The organism is Bradyrhizobium sp. FW305-F6 (assembly GCF_058782905.1).
Map to the genome: position 1 here is coordinate 1 of NZ_JBYSYD010000012.1, position 15,895 is coordinate 15,895.

Sequence of the window (15,895 nt, forward strand, 5' to 3'; positions counted from 1 at the left end):
AGCGGCGCTGCCGGCGATCATCAGGTGGGGGAGTTTCAAGTGACCATACCCGGGGGATTTTGACCGACCCACGGGGATCGCGCCGGCGCAGCTCTATGCCTCGATGGCTCGGCGGCACATGGAACTCTATGACAAGCCGCCAACTTGGGGAGATCGCCGTCTCGACCGCCACAACGCAGTCCTGAATGCCAACGCGATGATGACGAAACCTATCACCATTGAGGAGCGCTGACGACGATCGCAGCGCCGCCGTCGCCCTCGATGCAGCACACCGGCTTGCGTTCCTGCAAATGGAATTCAACGTCAAGGGTCCGGTGATCGCAGGCGACACGATCCACGTCGAATGCGAGGTGATCGAGGCTCGGCGCAGCAAGAACCGGCCGAACCGCGGCCTGGTGCGGACTAGGAACATGAGGAAGGTCGGCCCGGTACCGAGCGAAGGAATGGGCGGGTTCTTCCTGAACATGAACTGTAACAAGCGGTCCATCGTGCTCGATCTGAAGAAGTCGGCGGATCGCGCAACCCTGATGAGCCTAGTCATGACGGCGGACGTGTTCGTTCACTCGATGCGTCCGAGCGCCGCGGAACGGCTAGGCATCAGCTATCAAGAGCTTGGCAAGGAAAATCCGCGGCTGGTCTATGCGTCCGCCGGGGGTTATCGCAACGACAGCTCGCGGCGAGATTGGCCGGCGTTCGACGACGTGATCCAGGCTGCCTCCGGAATCGCCGCGATGAACGTCGTGGATGGCATGCCGCGCTATTTCCCGACGATCATCTGCGACAAGCTCTGCGGCTACATTCTCGCCTCCAGCATCGGCGTGGCGTTGTTTGCACGCGAGCGCACAGGCGTCGGCCAGGAAGTCCATGTTGCCGTGATGGACGCCATGGTCGGCTTTAACATGATCGAACATCTTTGGGGCGGCGTGATCGACCGGCCCGACCTCGGCCTCGGCTACAGTCGCATGCTGACGCCTCACCGTCGACCCTACAAGACGTCGGACGGCTATATATCGCTTCTCGCTGTCACCGACGACCAATGGTCACGGTTGTTTGCGGCCATAGAGCGGCCGGAACTCGCAAAGGATCCTCGCTTCCTTCACCTGGAAGATCGTGTGCGAAACATCGACGAATTGTACGGTATTGTTGTCGAGCCGATAAAGACTCGAACCACGGCTGAATGGCAGGAGCAGCTAAATATCGCCGACATTCCAAACGGGCCGGTGAACGATTTCCAGTCCATCTTCACAAACGGAGATCTCGCGGAGGGACACTTCTTCCGGCGGCTGGATCATCCGGCCGCGGGACGAACGGTATCGATGGCTCCGCTGGCAAGCTTCTCTCGAACCGCGGCGTCGCTTCATCGCAAGCCACCCCGCCTCGGAGAACACACCGAGGAAATTCTCAACGAATTAACGACGCAGACCGGAGCGTAATCGCTCCTTATCTCCTGAGGAGCACATCTGCTTTGATCAGGGGCCCGCAATATCAGCGCGACATCAAGACCAACTGCTCAGACACGCGCGGCTTCGGCGATTTTACTTGCACGCCGTCCGATCTTCGTCCATTGCGTGCATCCTATGTGCGAGCACCCGCACAGGCGGCTCGGAGAAATTGAAGTGGTCGAGCTGCAGTCGAGGATCACTGGTGCTGAAACGTCCGACGGAAGCCACAGAAATGCGGGGTACCGTTGTGCGTGATAAAGCGGCGAGCGCCGGACCGAGATCGCTGAAGTGCATGCTCGCGATTTTTGACGCGGTCGCACATTCCCACGACGGATTGTCGCTCGCCGAGCTTTCAAGCCGTCTCGGTTCGCCCAAGAGCATTTTGTTGACGTTGTTGCGTCCGATGGTGGCCGACAACTTCCTGACCCATACCAATGGCCGCTACACGCTCGGCAACGAGAGCTTCGCCCTAGCCACCAGCATTTTGTCGACCCGAAAGTTCGGGACCGTAGTTCGCGGCTTGATGGTGGAGTTGCAGCAGCATTGCCCGGAGACCATCATCCTCGCTGTCAGGTCTCCCAACGCCAAAAGACGTCGCTCCGCTCGCGGTACTCCTTTCGAGCCCGTATGCTTCGAAAATCACCGGACAAGCAGTGAGCGTGAACGGTGGGATTTCCGCGGCCTAGTCCGGCGCGTCGACACATTGATCAGCATCAGGTTCATCGCCCAGCGACCGACTCAGTCCTCCTGCGCCGCCGTTTCCCAACTCGGGATCGTGACCTCGCGGCCCTCCATGCTCCGGACCCGCGGGCGCTCGACCTCGATCTTGCCGCCGTGGAAACCGATCCGGTCCCACGTTCGGCCCCAACGGTGCGCCCGCCGCGCCGCATCGCGCCCGCGGCGACGGCCTGCAGGCCGCCGTCACTTCCGCCTCCATCATCGTGCCGAACACTCGATCCCTGCCGCAAGACAGAACCGATCGACGCTCGCCCGCACTTCCCCAAACGCTTCGTCCACAGCCCCGGCGCCGGCGAACCAGCCGGGGTGATATCCCTTGTCATGGCGTTGCCCGAATCAGCGCCCCGAGCCTACCGGCTCAAGGTGGGCAACGCCGACCTCTTCAGAAACTCAACAGAACCCGGGACATCCCCCAATTCCAGATGTCTTGTTCGAAGATGCAACGAATGTCACTTGGGCCTCTGTTGGTCATCAATTCGTGAGAAGATCACTTTTTGACGTAACGGCCGTGCTAAGAAGACTGTTTTCCAGCGCCTCCGGCATCACTTGCGACATCTAGCTTGACGACACGCGCGTTCTGACCTGGCTCACCAACAACCAAAAATTCTTCCGCGCCATAGCCTGCCTCAATTGGAATTCGAAGTATCCTACCTCCTGGAGATGTTTGCACTTCAGGCCTGACTGTCACGACGGTTTCATCCCGGGCAGCTGCAAGTGCCTGCATCACCGAGTCATGACGTCCCAACTTCTCGAGATTCAATAGTGTCGGGAAAAGTACCGTTCGCCTTTGTGCGTCGGCGTCGTTGCGTGCTTGAGCTGGGGTGATCCATGTAGAGTCGACGGCTTCGTGACCGTCGTGCCGTAAAACATGATCAATCGGAGCTTGAGCGAGAAAAAAATAGGTGTCGAAACGCTTTGGCATATGCGGCGGCGTAATCCAGTGGGCAAAGTGCACAAGCTGATCGAAGGCCGCGATCAAATATTCCCGCTCGATCATGTCAGCAAAGCCAAGTGTCCCGGCCTCGATGGCCTGACGATAAGCGATACCCAACGTTTCTGCTCGCGCACCATCAACCAAGGGACCACCGCGGTACTCGCGAGCGAAAAGAACGCCACATTCTTCAAAAGCTTCACGAGCCGCTGCCGCCATGAGACCAAGCATCTCGTCGTCAACCCCGGTCACACCTTCGGCCAGCTTGCGCCACCGCGGATCAAAGTCCAACTGACTTACGGAACCACCGGGAAAGACTAAGGCGCCAGATGCGAATTCAATCTCATGATGCCGAACGACCATAAATAGCTCAATGCCTTCAGCGCTATCACGAGCAAGCATCAGCGTTGCAGCAGAACGAGGTTTGATCTGTCCAGTCATGCGGATCCTCGAATGTTAAATTCTAAGTTCGGTCTACACGATGTGCGTCAGAAATACTTCTTCAGCAAAACTGGCGAAGCGCTTAAGCAGTGCAATAGATGAATACAAATTTCACCTACCTGTTCGTAGCTATCGATTTCGGACTTCGGGAGGCCGGCGATCGTGATAATCTTCGTCATGGCGTGATCTCCTCCGACGCTGAAACGCCGAAATCGCCTGTTGGATCAAGCTGGAGATTACGCCGCCTTCATTTTCCAACCACTCCTGCTACGGCACCATTGCCACGACAAAAGCCCACTAGTTCACTCACGATCCAACGGGGCTGGGGCGCGAGGCGCCAAGCCACCCTTTCAACGGACCTCGCCTAACTAAGACATACCAATTCAGGTCGCAGAAACTTGTTTAAGTTATTTGACGGCCCACGCGGATCGGAACCGACTCGCGAACCACCCAGTTATGCCTGAGGGCATGAGGCGAATGACGGCGACGAGAATGACGCCGAACAAAACAAGATGCAAACCAGGGAGATTGTTGGCCAAGTTCCCGCGGAGGATCTCTCCTAGCGGAAACAACAATCCGACCCCAAGTACGGGCCCCCACAGCCTGCCCGCGCCGCCGACCACCGTGAATAGCGCTATGGATATAATCAATATAGGTGACGCTACGACTTCGGGATCAACGAATCCGTCGTAGCGAGCGAGGACCGAACCGCCCAATGAACTGAGAACTGCGCTGATCACCATCGCGGTCGCCTTCGATCGGAAAAGGTCTATTCCGATGGCTTGCGCAGCGTTTTCGTTCCCTTTTAGCGCTCGCAGGCGATAGCCTAGCTTGGAGTGGAGGATCGCGTAACTTGTCGCGAGAGCTAAGGCCATGAAGCAAAGCGCAAGGAGGACATTTTGGTTTGCGACTGAAAGCTGCAGTCCGGATGCGGACATCGGCCTGTATTGAACGAGCAGTCCCGAGGCGCCTCCGAGAAACTCCGTGCCAATCACGATGATGCGTCCCAACTCGCCGATCGCAAGCGTCACCAGAGCAAAATACAGATGCCCAAGCCGAAATCTGAACGTGATCCAGGAAATCGCCGCGCCTATCGCACCAGACATTGCAGCCGCGCATAGCACACCTATCCACCACGGAACGGACAGTTTAAGCAACATCGCGGCCGGAAGGAGCGCGCCAAGACCAATGAAAACGCTGTGGCCCAGCGATAGTTGCCCCCCAATGCCACCAACGATGTTCCAGGCAGAAGCGAGCCCGATATAGATCAACGTTTTGGTGGCGATTCCGCCGTAGTAGCCGGGGAGCGCCATGATTGCCGCTCCCACGATGACGATGGTAGACGCAGTGATCGCGGCCTTCGTGACCTTGGCGAACTTCATGATCGCGATCCGAAAAGCCCTTGGGGCCGGAAGATGAGAATGGCGATGAATACCGCGTAAGGTACGGCGAATCCCAGTGGCCCGTTCAAGTAGACGTTCCCGAGCGTCTCGGCCACGCCGATGATGATGCCGCTGACGAGGATGCTAAGGAGATTGTTCATGCCGCCGAGCACGAACGGCATCAACGCGACCACGGTATAGTGAAGACCCTCGCCCGGATGAATCGGCCTTCCGGCGACGAGGAGCGATGCGGACACAGCAAGGATCGCCGCACTTAGCGATACCACGATGAGTTGCGTCCGTCGCACGTCGACGCCGACCAATGCCGCGGCTTTCGCGTTCTGGTGCACCGCCCGTACGCTTCGGCCGAAGTCGGTATACCCGAGCGTCCAGAAGAGGACGCCGGCGAGCCCCCATGTCGCAACGAAGGAAATGAGCAGCGACGTCTGTACAACAGCGAAATCGCCGATCACCAAGACGTCACCATCAAGTACGGACGGAACTCTTTGGAAGTTACCGCCGTAGACCATCAAGATCCCGTTTTGGATGACAAACATCAAGCCGAGCGTGAGTTGGATGACCATCAATTGCTGGGAACTGATCGGCTGGATCAGGTATCGATATACGACGGCCGTTACGGCGATGATGACCGGCATCGTAATCAGAATCGAGACGTACGGGTCTAAGTTCAGAAGGGTTGACAGCGTCAGCGTCATGAACATGCAGAGGACCATCAGGTCGCCCTGCGCGAAATTCGTGATGCCGCTCACGCCGTAGATCAGCCCCATGCTGAGGGCGATCAGTCCGTACGTGCTACCGATGAGCACGCCTTGGATCACCCCCTGGTATAATATCTCCATTTCAAGTCCCCAAATAAGCCCGCTTGACGGCGGGATCATCCTGCATATCCTCGCTTCGTCCGGAGATGACGATTTCGCCGCGTTCGAGGACGTAGCAGCGCTGCACGTTCTGTAGCGTCAGGTTCAGATTTTGCTCCACCAGCAGGATCGTCAGTCCTTCGCGGTGCATAGCCGTCAACGCCTCGAAGATCGTAAGCACAAACTTTGGAGAAAGACCGAGCGACGGCTCATCCAAGATGAGCAGCTTCGGTCCGGACATGAGCGCCCTTCCGATCGCAAGCATCTGCTGCTCGCCGCCCGAGAGAGTTCCAGCGGCTTGCACGCGCCGTTCGGATAGCCTGGGAAAGAGGTCGAGGACAAATTCTAGCTTGCGTGAACGTTCGAGGCGCGCCTTGCGGGTGTAAGCACCGAGAGCGAGATTCTCCCAGACGGTCATTTCCGGAAACAATTGTCGACCCTCGGGAACCTGGCTGATGCCGCGCTCGGTGACTTCGTGCGCATGCAGTCGCGAGATGTCGCTTCCCTCAAAAACGCACTTTCCGCCCCTCCACGGAACGATCCTGCTGATGCAATTGACGAGGGTCGACTTTCCGGCATTGTTCGCGCCGAGAAGACCCACGATCTCGCCCTTGGCAATCTTCAGCGACACCCCGCGCAAGATATCGAGGTCGCCGTATCCGGCACTCGCGCCTTCGATTTCAAGCATCCAACGCCGCTCCCAAATAAGCATCCTGCACGTCGGGATGCGACATGACCTCCTCCGGCGTCCCTTGCATTATCAGCTCGCCGAAGTTAAGGACGAGCATTCTATCTGCAAGCCGCATCACGACGGGCATCACGTGCTCGACCATGAGGAAGGTGATGCCGCGGTCGCGCAGCTTGCGAATGGCCGCGATCGGCACTTCCGCCTCCACAAGCGTCAGGCCCGCCATTACTTCGTCCAGGATGATAAGCTTTGGGTCGGTAGCCACGCACTTCGCCAGTTCGAGGCGCTTTCGGCTCTGAATAGGTAAAGACGAAGCGAGTTCCTTTCGCTTTTCCGCCAGGTCCAGCTCTTCGAGAATCTCGTCGGCAAGGCGGCGCGCGGCGGGCAAAGCGTGATGGAGCATCGCCGCCGCGACGACCGTTTCGTGCACCGTCAGGTCCGGAAACATTTGGACGATCTGGAAACTACGAACCATTCCAAGCTTCGCGATCACGTGCGGCGGAAGACCAGTGACGTCACGCCCATCGAACTGCACCTTTCCCTGGTCGTTGCGCAGAAAACCGCAGATCAGTCCGAACAACGTCGTCTTTCCCGCACCGTTCGGTCCAACGACGGCCAGTATTTCGTTGCGGGGCAGAACGAACGAGACGTCATTGACGGCGATAACGCCTCCGAAACGCTTCGTAAGATGTCTGACCTCCAGCAAAGCGCCCGGTCTTTTAGCATCAATCGGCGCCGCAGGCCCGGGACCCAGCCTCATTGATACGACCTCGGCTCCCCGCGCGAAAACTCCGCAGGCCACAACGCCTGTTGGCTGCCGTCCGGCTGCCACTGCAGCGCAAGCGCAGTCTGGTCTGTAAGGCAGTTGTCCTCGCCGAAGGCAAGCTCAGGCCGCGGCAAATACAAGAAAGGATCGCTGCGCCCGATCCGGACCTTCTCGAACGCGCCTCTGAGCGCTTCGCGGTCGTTATTTCCAGCAAGCTCGAACGCTGCCTGCACCAATCTGGCCGCTTGCGCCGCCCAGACCTGGTAGTGCCCGATGGGGCCCTGCATCTTCTTTTCGTTGATCTGCCGCTGTAATTCGGAAACGATCTGTTTCGCCCCTGGCTGGTCGATACCCACGACAAACCCCGTCGTGGCGAAGAGGTTACGCGTGAGGACCTGCTCGGCCAATTTTGCACCAAGCTCGTTCCAAAGCGTGACGTCCGCATATCCGGCGCCGCAGCCGACGAACGTCGCTTCGTTGTATCGCAAGTTGGCCCGCGCCTGATGCAGCAAGACGCCTTCCCGTGTCAGCACCAGGCCAACTACGGCATCGGGTTTCGCTGACTTGATACGAAGTATCGTGGATGTCTGGTCTTGAGCCGTACGGTCGACCGGGATGCGCGCCGCCACGGTGAGGCCCGCGGCTGTCACCATCTTTTCCTGGAAATTGGCGATCTGCTGGCCAGCTTCGTAATTCGAGTAAACGAGGGCCACCGACCGGATACTTCGTCGCTTTTCTTTAATGAGATAGTTCAAGAACTCGATTGGCGGAGCGGCGTATCCCTTTTCGTAGGTAAACCCGATCGAGAACAAATATTTAGATCGGCTATCGCCGCTGGTGAAGGAAAGCGCAGGAACCTTCAGTTCGTCGAGAACCGGAACCAATGCGAGCATTTCGCTCGTCACCAGCGGTCCGGCAATGAAAGACACCTTCTCCTGCTCGATCAAACGTCGGGCCTCGCTCGCAGTGCCGGCGCTGCCGCTCGCGTTGTCGGCGACGACAAGCTCGATCTTGGCCCCCCCCATGCTTTTGATGCCCCCCTCCGCGTTGACCTTGTCGATCACGTAGCGGAATGGCGGGAACATGTTCGCAGCATATTGGGCCAGATTGCCGCTGATCGGAAGGATCATTCCCACACGAACAACACGGTCGCTTTGCGCACGTGCGGAGCGTACTCCGACGGCAAGTACCCCCGTCCCGGCCAAGAAGGTTCGTCGAGAGAATCCACGCATTGTTCCGGTCCTCTTAAGAGAGCATCGATTTGGCGATGACGTTTCGAAGGATCTCGCTCGTTCCTCCGCCGATTGTGCCGACCCTGGAATCCCGAAAATACATCTGCATCTCCGAGTTCATCATCAATCCCGCGCCGCCCATGATCTGGATGCCGGTGTCAGCGCATTTGGAATTGCTCTCCGTGGCGAAAATCTTCGTGACGGCCGCCGCGGTGCTCGGTGCAACGCCTCTGTCCATGAGAGAAGCGAGCCGATAGGTCATGACACGCGATATCTCGGCCATGCTGCGTATGTCCGAGATCTTGTGGCTGATGGCCTGATATTCAGTGATCGGTTTGCCGAACTGCTTGCGCCGTCGGGCGAAATCGATCGCAGATTCCAGTATCCTGTAGCAATTCCCGCTTGCCGCGGCCGACAGGAGCAGCCGCTCGACATTCAAACCGCGCATGATGTTCTTCCATCCGCCATTGACCCCGCCCAGAACGTGGGTTGCGGGAACCTTGACGCCGTCGAAGAACACCTCGTTGGTGTGGATCATGCGCCTGCCGAGCCCCCGCAGCGGGCGGATGGTCACACCTTTCGCCTTGGCGTCGACGAGAAAGAGCGTCATGCCCTTGTGCCTTGCCTCCGGGTCCGTCTTTGTTGCAACGACCAGATAGCCGGCGACGTGAGCGCAAGTGATGTAGACTTTCTGGCCATCGATGATCCAGTCGTCCCCCTTCGCAACCGCCTTCGTCCGGATACTGCTGGCGTCGGATCCTGTGTCCGGCTCCGTCAGGCAGAACGCCAACTTCAGCTTCCCGGCGATGAGCTGCGGTAACATGGACGCCCGCAACTGCTCGCTGGCTCCGAACTTCAGATGCATTCCGCCATAGACGACTGTAGTCAGGTAAGCCGAAGCCATCTGGGCATTGTGATAGGCGATCGCTTCGATCAGGACGGCCAGATCCATATAACTGCCGCCTGCCCCCCCGTACTGCTCGTCATGAGGCAACCCAAGCCACCCGGCCTCAGCAAGAGCGGCGTAAGCGTCGAATGGGAATTCGCTCTTGTCGTCGAGTTCCGCGACCTTCCATGGCGGCAGCTTTTCCCGCAAAAGCTGGAGCACGCTCGCGCGCACCTGCAGCTGATCGTCGGTGAGGTCGAACTCTTCGTTGTTATCGAACAGATGCATCTGCGCTACCTGCATGCTTTCGTGCGGGAATTGAGCGACCTGCCACCGGTCATTTCGGCCGGCGCCGATAGAGCAGCGTGGCTTGCATCTCCTGGACGACACGTCCGTCATGCCGCACGCATTCTCGCTTGAAGGTGATGACGCCGCGGTCCGACTTGCTACTCTCCTTCTTGTCGACGACCTTGGAGCGCAGACGGATCGTATCGCCGTGCTTGACGGCATCAAGAAGGCGCCACTTGTCGATTTGCAGCAACGCCAGCAGCGTACCATCGTTGATTCCGCTCGCGTATTGCAGGCCGCCCATGATCGCGTAGACCAGCGGGCCATGCGCAATCGGCTCTCCGAATTGCGTCGTTTTGCAATATTCGAAATTCGTATGAACTTCATTGAAGTCGCCCGAAAGGCAAGCGAAATTGATGATGTCCGTCTGCGTCACGGTGCGCGCCGGGCTTTCGAATTCCTGGCCAACCTCGAAGTCCTCGAAGTAGCGTCCACGCGGGCGGGGGATGCTCATGGGTGTTCCTTTTTTAGTTCGGCTTGTTCGCGAGAATGAGTGTGCAGTGCGAGGACAGGATGCCGCCCTCGTTGTGAACCAGCGCGAGTTCGGCGTCTTTCACCTGGCGGGCACCGAGTCCGCCGCGCAGCTGGCGTACACCCTCAATGATGCCGAAAAGTCCACCAGCGGCTCCCGCGTGGGCATGGGACAACATGCCGCCATGCGTATTGATAGGCAGCTTGCCTCCGATCGATGCTCTGCCGTCGGAGAAAAAGGAGCCGCCCTCTCCCGGTTCGCAGAAGCCAAGCTCTTCCAGCTCGATCAGCGGCACGATGCTGAAGCAGTCGTAGAGTTGGGCAACGTCGATGTCTGACGGTGTTACGCCGGCCATTGCGTAAGCACGTTCACCCGACTGCTTTGCGCCAAACTCCGTAAGGCTCGGAGCGCACATCAGATGTTCATGAGTGTGGTGCTCGCCGATGCCGAGGAGATAGGCCGGCTTCGACTTGAGGTCCTTCGCACGTTCGGCCGAGGTCACGATGAACGCGCCGCCGGCATCGGAGATCAGGCAGCAGTCGAGCATGCCGAGCGGATCGGCGATCGGCTTTGCCGACAACACGTCCTCGACCGTGATCGCGCTCTTCATGTGCGCGTTGGGGTGAAGCAAGGCATGGCGGCGCGTGTTCACCGCGATGTTGGCGAGATGTTCGCGCGTCGTGCCGTAGACGTGCATGTGGCGCTGCGCGATCATGGCGTAGAATCCAGGAATCGATCCGCCGTAGGGCTGCTCGAAATAGGGATGTCCGACCGCCAGGAGCGCCGAGACCGCCGAGTCGCGCGATTGACCGGTCGCGCGGTTCTCGCCAGCGCACACCAGGATGGTCTCCGCGCTGCCCGCAAGGATCGCCTCAGCCGCGTGCTTCAGCATCACGGCGGGGGATCCGCCGCCAACGACGATGGACGCATTGTAGCGGGGCTTGATGCCAAGATATTCGCACAGCACCGATCCCAACATGAAGTAGGGTTCGGTGAAGGAATACGCCGTCAGGACACCATCGATGTCCGACACCTTGAGACCTGTTTCGTCGAGCGCACGCTTCGCCGCCTGGGCGTTCAGGCCCAGCCCGGTCATCCCGGGCACCTTGCCAATGTCGGATTCGCCAACGCCGACGATCGCGATCTTTCCAGAAGCCAATTTATTCATTTCAATTCCTCTTGCTGCCTAGCCCGATCAGAGCGTCGACGGCTACGGCACGATTGGCCGAAATCTTGACGGGATTGACGTCCAATTCAACGATCTCCTGGCGCAGATCGCTGACCAACACGGAGATTCGGCTCACGATCTCGGCGAGCCCCTTGATGTCAGCGGCCGCCTGGTTGCGGTAGCCGAATAACAGGCGGCTGCCTCGCAGTGAACGCAGCATGTCGGTCGCTTCCGAGACGTTGACGGGAGCACGCCGGGTCTGCACGTCCGCGAGCAGTTCGATGGCCGTTCCGCCGAAGCCACACGTGATCAGCGGCCCGAACTGAGGGTCGACCGAAGCGCCGACCATCATCTCGGTGCCGCCCGCAACCATTTCCTGAACGACAATGCCGTTGACGGTGACCGGACCGTCCAGCCGCCCGGCCGCCTGTTCGATTTCCCGATATGCCTTCCGCACCCCATCTGCGTCGCTGACGTTCAACCGGACGACGCCAGCCTCGGTCTTGTGCGGAATGTCCGCCGAGTCCGCCTTGAGGACGACGGGGTATCCGATGGCCTCTGCATGTGCGACGGCTTCATCGGCGGTCATGGACAAGGCCTCGCGGTTGACCGAAACACCGTAGGATGTGAGCAGCCTTTTCGATTGTGCTTCGCTGAGAACGCCACCCGCGCGGATCGTCGCGAGCTCGGCAAGGGCCGCATCACGTGCTTTGGAGTCGGACAGACTCTTCTCCGCCCTGGCCTTCCGGTCCGCCTTGTCGTAATAATCGAACCACGACCTTATTGCCTTCATGCAGCGGCCCATCGACCTGAACATCGAGATCTTCCGGCTCTTGTCGTAGATTTCGCTGCCCGGCCCCTCCAGCCATTCGTTGAACCAGACGAGGCAGATCGGTTTGGAGAGTTCGGCTGCGAGCCGATCAAGATGAATAGCTCTCTCGGTCGTGATCGGCTTCTGCGCCGAAAGCATAGGCACGACCACAACGCCGTAACTCGGATCATCGGCGAACGCCTTGATGCAGGCGCTGTACAGATCGAAGCTCTTGAGTGTCTCAGCGGTCATGTCCGTCGGGTTCGATACCGAACCGAAATCCGGCACCAGCTTCGACAGCCGCGCCACGGTATGGTACTGAGGCGCAGGCATCGCGACACCAAACTCCTCGGCCTTGTCTCCGGAGATGACGGCGGCCCCTCCGGAGCTCGCCATGACCCCCGCCCCGGGGCCCTTTGGAACGCCTGCGCGCTCGAAGAAGCAGGCGGTCTCGAGCACCTCCTCCCAGTTGTCGACGACGATCGCCCCCATCTCGCGGAATGCCGCATCGTAAGCCGCATTGGAGCCAGCCAAAGTGCCGGTGTGGGAAAGTGCCGCCTTCTTGCTGATTGCGCTATGTCCCATCTTGTAGATGACGAGTGGTTTCCTCGCTGCGAAGGCTCGGCGGCCGGCTTCGATGAGGCGACCACCGTCCCGAATTCCCTCGAACAAACATGCGATCACTGCGGTGCTCGGATCGTCGACCAGGTAGTTGATGAGGTCGCAGATATCGACATCGCTCGAATTTCCGGCCGACAGAAATTGCGAGAAGCCGATACCCCGCTGCAGGGCCTGGATAATGGTGTATCCGAGGCCCCCGCTCTGGCTGACGAGACCAATTCCGCCGGCGATGATCGGCATTTCGTTGAATTTCGGCATGAAGTGCATGCCGATTTTGGAGGCGAAGTTGATGATGCCAACGCAGTTCGGGCCGATGATCCGGATGCCCGTCGATTGCGCGATCTCCGCAAGTTCGCGTTGAGCAGCCGTCCGCTCCGCGATGCCCAATTCCGCAAAACCAGACGAGTAGACGATCGCGCCGCTGATTCTCTTGGCTGCGCACCGTCTGACAAGATCGGTCACCTGATCCTGCGGCACCGAAATGACGACAGCATCCGGTACCTCCGGAAGATCCTCGATCGTGGGGTAGGCCTTGTGGCCGAAGATCACGTCCCGTTTCGGGTTGATCGGAAGAAGCTTGCCGCCGAAAGTCGCGAGATTCTCCATCGTCCGCGCCCCGAAGGAGCCCGGCGATTCCGAAGCGCCGATGACCGCGATGCTCGCGGGGTTGATCAAGCGCTCGAGCTCCTTACGACCGAAGAGCTTCGTCCTGTTCTCGATGTATCCCTTGATCTCCGTCACAGTCCGAGCTCCCGAGCGATCAAGCTACGTTGGATTTGCGATGTACCTCCGCCGATCGTCGCGTTGCGCGCGTCCCGCCAGTACCGCTGCATATCGTGGTCATGCGTGTAGCCGGCACCGCCGAGTATCTGCATGCCCTGCGTGGTCACCCGCACGAACATCTCCGAGACGAACAGCTTGGCCATGCAAGCCTGCTTCACGCACGGCATCCCTTGGTCGTACCGCCAGGCCGTCGATGCCGTGATCCATCTGGCCGCTTCCACGTCCGTCGACATATCGGATAGCATGTGAGCGATCGCCTGAAACTCGGCGATAGGCTTACCAAACTGCTTCCTCTCGCCGGCGTAGCGGATCGCATCGTCCACTGCGGCCCGGGCGTTGCCGAGATAGTTCGCGGCGAGCAGAATGCGTTCGCGTTCCAGATGCTTGTTGATGTAGGACCAGCCGCTGTTTTCCTCGCCGATCAACATCCGTTTCGGAAGTCGCACCTCGTCGAGAAAGATCTCGCAGAGCCCGAGAATCCTTCTGCCCACGACGTCCAGCCGGTTGATGGTGATGCCCGGAAGATCGTTAGGGACGAGAAAAAGCGAGATGCCGGCATGCTTCTTGACGTCCGGGTTCGTCCGCGCGGCCAGAACGATCATGTTGTTTGGCGCATGCGCTCCGGACGAATAGAGCTTCTGGCCAGTAATCACGTAATCATCGCCATCGCGGCGCGCCCGCGTCTGGAGCGACGCCGCATCCGATCCGGAACCCGGCTCGGTCAGGCTGAAGGAAAGCTTCGTGTCGCCTTTGACGACTTTCGGAAGGATTTCGGCCTTGATCTCCTCGCTCGCGAAATCGGCGAGGATCATCGCGCCCCACCCGATCAACGCGAGACGCGTCGCGAAATCCACGCTCGGCCTGGCGATTTCCTCCAGTGCGATGGCGCAATCGGCGATCGGGGAGCCGACGCCGCCGTAGGCCGACGGCACCATCATCGCCAGAAGACCCGCTTCCGCCATGGCGGCGTAGACGTGCTCGGGCAACTGTCCGGTTCGGTCCCATTGACGGACGTCGGCCGGTTTGCAATGGCGTTTCACGAACGACGCGGTCGTCTCGCGCACCAGTTTCTGTTCGTCACTGTCTTCGAAATTCACGACCGCACCTTCTCCAACGAAAACTGCGGGAGCTTCGCGCCGTCGCGCTCTTCAAACTCGAGTCTGACGCCATCTCCGACCCGGACCTCCAGCGCACCGTTGCCGACGATGTTGGTCATCATCCGAGGGCCCTCCGCCAGATCGATCAACGCGACAACGTAGGGAGTGCGCCCAGCGAACGCGGGCGAGGACGCGCGCCGGACGACCGTGAAGCTGTGAACCGTTCCCTTACCCGACGCTTCGATCCATACGAGATCGTCGGACCAGCAGACGGGGCACAGGTATCGCGGCATGAAGTGCTTTTCGCCGCAGGAATTGCAGCGCCGGATCACGAGCTTCTCCTCATTCGCGGACTTCCAGTAGACGGCGGAATCCGCGTTAGCGACCGGCAGCGGGAGTTGTTTTTCCACTTATTCCCTCCTCTTCTATTTTTCAGAGACGTATTTCAGCCAACGGCCCCCATCGACGATGAGGTTCTCGCCCGTGACGAAGCTCGCCAGATCCGAGGCCAGGAAGACTGCCGCGTTGGCGACTTCCTGCTTATTTCCGAAGCGGCCAAGCGCCACGCGGCTCCGCTCCAGATCTGCGCGACCGCGATCTTCATAAATACGCTTTGCGCCCTCGGTGTCGCCGATTGGCCCGGGCGAGATCGCGTTGACCCTGATTCCTTCCCGTCCCCATTCGACAGCGAGCGTCCGGGTGAGCGACAGAATCCCGGCCTTGGCTGCAGCTGCATGTGCTGCTCCCGGCCAGCCAGACAGCGCCTGCATGGTGATGATGTTGATGATGCAACCATCGCCTTTGGATTCCCGGAGATGCGCGTAAGCGGCTCGGCATCCATGGAAGGTCCCATTCAAATCGATGTCGATCACCGTCCGCCACGCGTTCGAGGACATCTCAGCGGTCGGGCAGAAGAAGTTGCCCGCCGCGTTGTTGACGAGGATGTCGAGCGATCCAAAGCGATTCACGACGGCGTTGACCGCGGCCGATACCTGCTCGTAGTTTCTAACGTCCGCCTGGAAGGATGCGATTTCCTTCATGTCCCGCGCCTGCAGAGTGGCCACAGCGTCTTTGAGCCGTTCGGCATTCCGGCTGACGATTGCCACCTTGGCGCCGAGCGCCAGGTATTGCTCCGCTATACTCAGCCCGATTCCGCTACCGCCACCGGTGATGAGTGCCACGCGCCCTTTCAGAAGGTCGGAAGAATACAT

General features: G+C 59.4%; 16 protein-coding genes and 1 pseudogene. 1 reads left to right on the top strand and 16 read right to left on the bottom strand.

All coding sequences use genetic code 11. The features are described 5' to 3' along the window. Positions 1-410: 410 nt before the first annotated feature. The gene (locus AC3WLX_RS34880) at positions 411-1,433 is read left to right on the top strand and encodes a CaiB/BaiF CoA transferase family protein (RefSeq protein WP_283805297.1); all 1,023 of its coding nucleotides are present in this window, start codon (positions 411-413) and stop codon (positions 1,431-1,433) included. A 102-nt stretch (positions 1,434-1,535) separates the two neighbouring features. On the opposite strand, the gene AC3WLX_RS34885 is transcribed toward AC3WLX_RS34880, so the two are convergent. The 16 genes and pseudogenes from AC3WLX_RS34885 to AC3WLX_RS34960 form a co-directional block, all read right to left on the bottom strand. Continuing rightward, positions 1,536-1,859: a hypothetical protein gene (locus AC3WLX_RS34885; RefSeq protein WP_155253861.1), complete on the bottom strand. Its 324-nt coding sequence runs from the start codon at positions 1,857-1,859 to the stop codon at positions 1,536-1,538. Between the two features lie 324 nt (positions 1,860-2,183). After that, a pseudogene (locus AC3WLX_RS34890) lies at positions 2,184-2,503 on the bottom strand (IS256 family transposase); the annotation flags it as partial. Between the two features lie 188 nt (positions 2,504-2,691). After that, on the bottom strand, positions 2,692-3,552 hold the full coding sequence (locus AC3WLX_RS34895) for an NUDIX hydrolase (protein ID WP_245265963.1): 861 nt from the start codon (positions 3,550-3,552) through the stop codon (positions 2,692-2,694). A gap of 47 nt (positions 3,553-3,599) precedes the next feature. Next, positions 3,600-3,731: a hypothetical protein gene (locus AC3WLX_RS34900; protein WP_283805293.1), complete on the bottom strand. Its 132-nt coding sequence runs from the start codon at positions 3,729-3,731 to the stop codon at positions 3,600-3,602. Between the two features lie 228 nt (positions 3,732-3,959). After that, a complete protein-coding gene (locus AC3WLX_RS34905) occupies positions 3,960-4,934 on the bottom strand; it encodes a branched-chain amino acid ABC transporter permease (protein WP_049820496.1) in 975 nt (324 codons plus the stop codon). Then, positions 4,931-5,833 carry a branched-chain amino acid ABC transporter permease gene (locus AC3WLX_RS34910; protein ID WP_245265962.1) on the bottom strand — a complete coding sequence of 301 codons (903 nt, stop codon included), beginning with the start codon at positions 5,831-5,833 and terminating at the stop codon, positions 4,931-4,933. Before AC3WLX_RS34910 ends, AC3WLX_RS34905 begins: the two co-directional genes overlap by 4 nt. Beyond that, positions 5,796-6,500 (bottom strand): ABC transporter ATP-binding protein, encoded by a 705-nt coding sequence (locus AC3WLX_RS34915; protein WP_024342801.1) that lies wholly within the window; start codon positions 6,498-6,500, stop codon positions 5,796-5,798. The genes AC3WLX_RS34910 and AC3WLX_RS34915 overlap by 38 nt, the downstream gene beginning before the upstream one ends. Beyond that, complete coding sequence (locus AC3WLX_RS34920; protein WP_049820495.1) at positions 6,493-7,260, bottom strand: ABC transporter ATP-binding protein; 768 nt, start codon at positions 7,258-7,260, stop codon at positions 6,493-6,495. The genes AC3WLX_RS34915 and AC3WLX_RS34920 overlap by 8 nt, the downstream gene beginning before the upstream one ends. Continuing rightward, a complete protein-coding gene (locus tag AC3WLX_RS34925) occupies positions 7,257-8,396 on the bottom strand; it encodes an ABC transporter substrate-binding protein (protein WP_049820494.1) in 1,140 nt (379 codons plus the stop codon). The genes AC3WLX_RS34920 and AC3WLX_RS34925 overlap by 4 nt, the downstream gene beginning before the upstream one ends. Positions 8,397-8,511: 115 nt before the next feature. Continuing rightward, positions 8,512-9,672 carry an acyl-CoA dehydrogenase family protein gene (locus AC3WLX_RS34930; protein WP_028139125.1) on the bottom strand — a complete coding sequence of 387 codons (1,161 nt, stop codon included), beginning with the start codon at positions 9,670-9,672 and terminating at the stop codon, positions 8,512-8,514. Positions 9,673-9,721: 49 nt separating this feature from the next. Then, positions 9,722-10,186: a MaoC/PaaZ C-terminal domain-containing protein gene (locus tag AC3WLX_RS34935; RefSeq protein WP_024342797.1), complete on the bottom strand. Its 465-nt coding sequence runs from the start codon at positions 10,184-10,186 to the stop codon at positions 9,722-9,724. A 13-nt stretch (positions 10,187-10,199) separates the two neighbouring features. Next, entirely contained in the window at positions 10,200-11,372 is a 1,173-nt protein-coding gene (locus AC3WLX_RS34940) for a thiolase C-terminal domain-containing protein (protein WP_024342796.1), read from the bottom strand. A gap of 1 nt (position 11,373) precedes the next feature. Next, the gene (locus AC3WLX_RS34945; protein WP_024342795.1) at positions 11,374-13,545 is read right to left on the bottom strand and encodes an acetate--CoA ligase family protein; all 2,172 of its coding nucleotides are present in this window, start codon (positions 13,543-13,545) and stop codon (positions 11,374-11,376) included. Then, complete coding sequence (locus AC3WLX_RS34950) at positions 13,542-14,684, bottom strand: acyl-CoA dehydrogenase family protein (protein WP_024342794.1); 1,143 nt, start codon at positions 14,682-14,684, stop codon at positions 13,542-13,544. The genes AC3WLX_RS34945 and AC3WLX_RS34950 overlap by 4 nt, the downstream gene beginning before the upstream one ends. Continuing rightward, complete coding sequence (locus AC3WLX_RS34955; RefSeq protein ID WP_024342793.1) at positions 14,681-15,094, bottom strand: Zn-ribbon domain-containing OB-fold protein; 414 nt, start codon at positions 15,092-15,094, stop codon at positions 14,681-14,683. Before AC3WLX_RS34955 ends, AC3WLX_RS34950 begins: the two co-directional genes overlap by 4 nt. Positions 15,095-15,109: 15 nt before the next feature. After that, positions 15,110-15,895, bottom strand: coding sequence for an SDR family oxidoreductase (locus AC3WLX_RS34960; RefSeq protein ID WP_024342792.1), 786 nt, complete (start codon positions 15,893-15,895; stop codon positions 15,110-15,112).

Excerpts from the sequence above, each read along its gene's own strand:
- AC3WLX_RS34880 (WP_283805297.1), top strand. The coding sequence starts at position 411 with ATGAGGAAGGTCGGCCCGGTACCGAGCGAAGGAATGGGCGGGTTCTTC.
- AC3WLX_RS34895 (WP_245265963.1), bottom strand. The coding sequence starts at position 3,552 with ATGACTGGACAGATCAAACCTCGTTCTGCTGCAACGCTGATGCTTGCT.
- AC3WLX_RS34900 (WP_283805293.1), bottom strand. The coding sequence starts at position 3,731 with ATGACGAAGATTATCACGATCGCCGGCCTCCCGAAGTCCGAAATCGAT.
- AC3WLX_RS34905 (WP_049820496.1), bottom strand. The coding sequence starts at position 4,934 with ATGAAGTTCGCCAAGGTCACGAAGGCCGCGATCACTGCGTCTACCATC.
- AC3WLX_RS34910 (WP_245265962.1), bottom strand. The coding sequence starts at position 5,833 with ATGATCCCGCCGTCAAGCGGGCTTATTTGGGGACTTGAAATGGAGATA.
- AC3WLX_RS34915 (WP_024342801.1), bottom strand. The coding sequence starts at position 6,500 with ATGCTTGAAATCGAAGGCGCGAGTGCCGGATACGGCGACCTCGATATC.
- AC3WLX_RS34920 (WP_049820495.1), bottom strand. The coding sequence starts at position 7,260 with ATGAGGCTGGGTCCCGGGCCTGCGGCGCCGATTGATGCTAAAAGACCG.
- AC3WLX_RS34925 (WP_049820494.1), bottom strand. The coding sequence starts at position 8,396 with ATGATCCTTCCGATCAGCGGCAATCTGGCCCAATATGCTGCGAACATG.
- AC3WLX_RS34930 (WP_028139125.1), bottom strand. The coding sequence starts at position 9,672 with ATGCATCTGTTCGATAACAACGAAGAGTTCGACCTCACCGACGATCAG.
- AC3WLX_RS34935 (WP_024342797.1), bottom strand. The coding sequence starts at position 10,186 with ATGAGCATCCCCCGCCCGCGTGGACGCTACTTCGAGGACTTCGAGGTT.
- AC3WLX_RS34940 (WP_024342796.1), bottom strand. The coding sequence starts at position 11,372 with ATGAATAAATTGGCTTCTGGAAAGATCGCGATCGTCGGCGTTGGCGAA.
- AC3WLX_RS34960 (WP_024342792.1), bottom strand. The coding sequence starts at position 15,895 with ATGTATTCTTCCGACCTTCTGAAAGGGCGCGTGGCACTCATCACCGGT.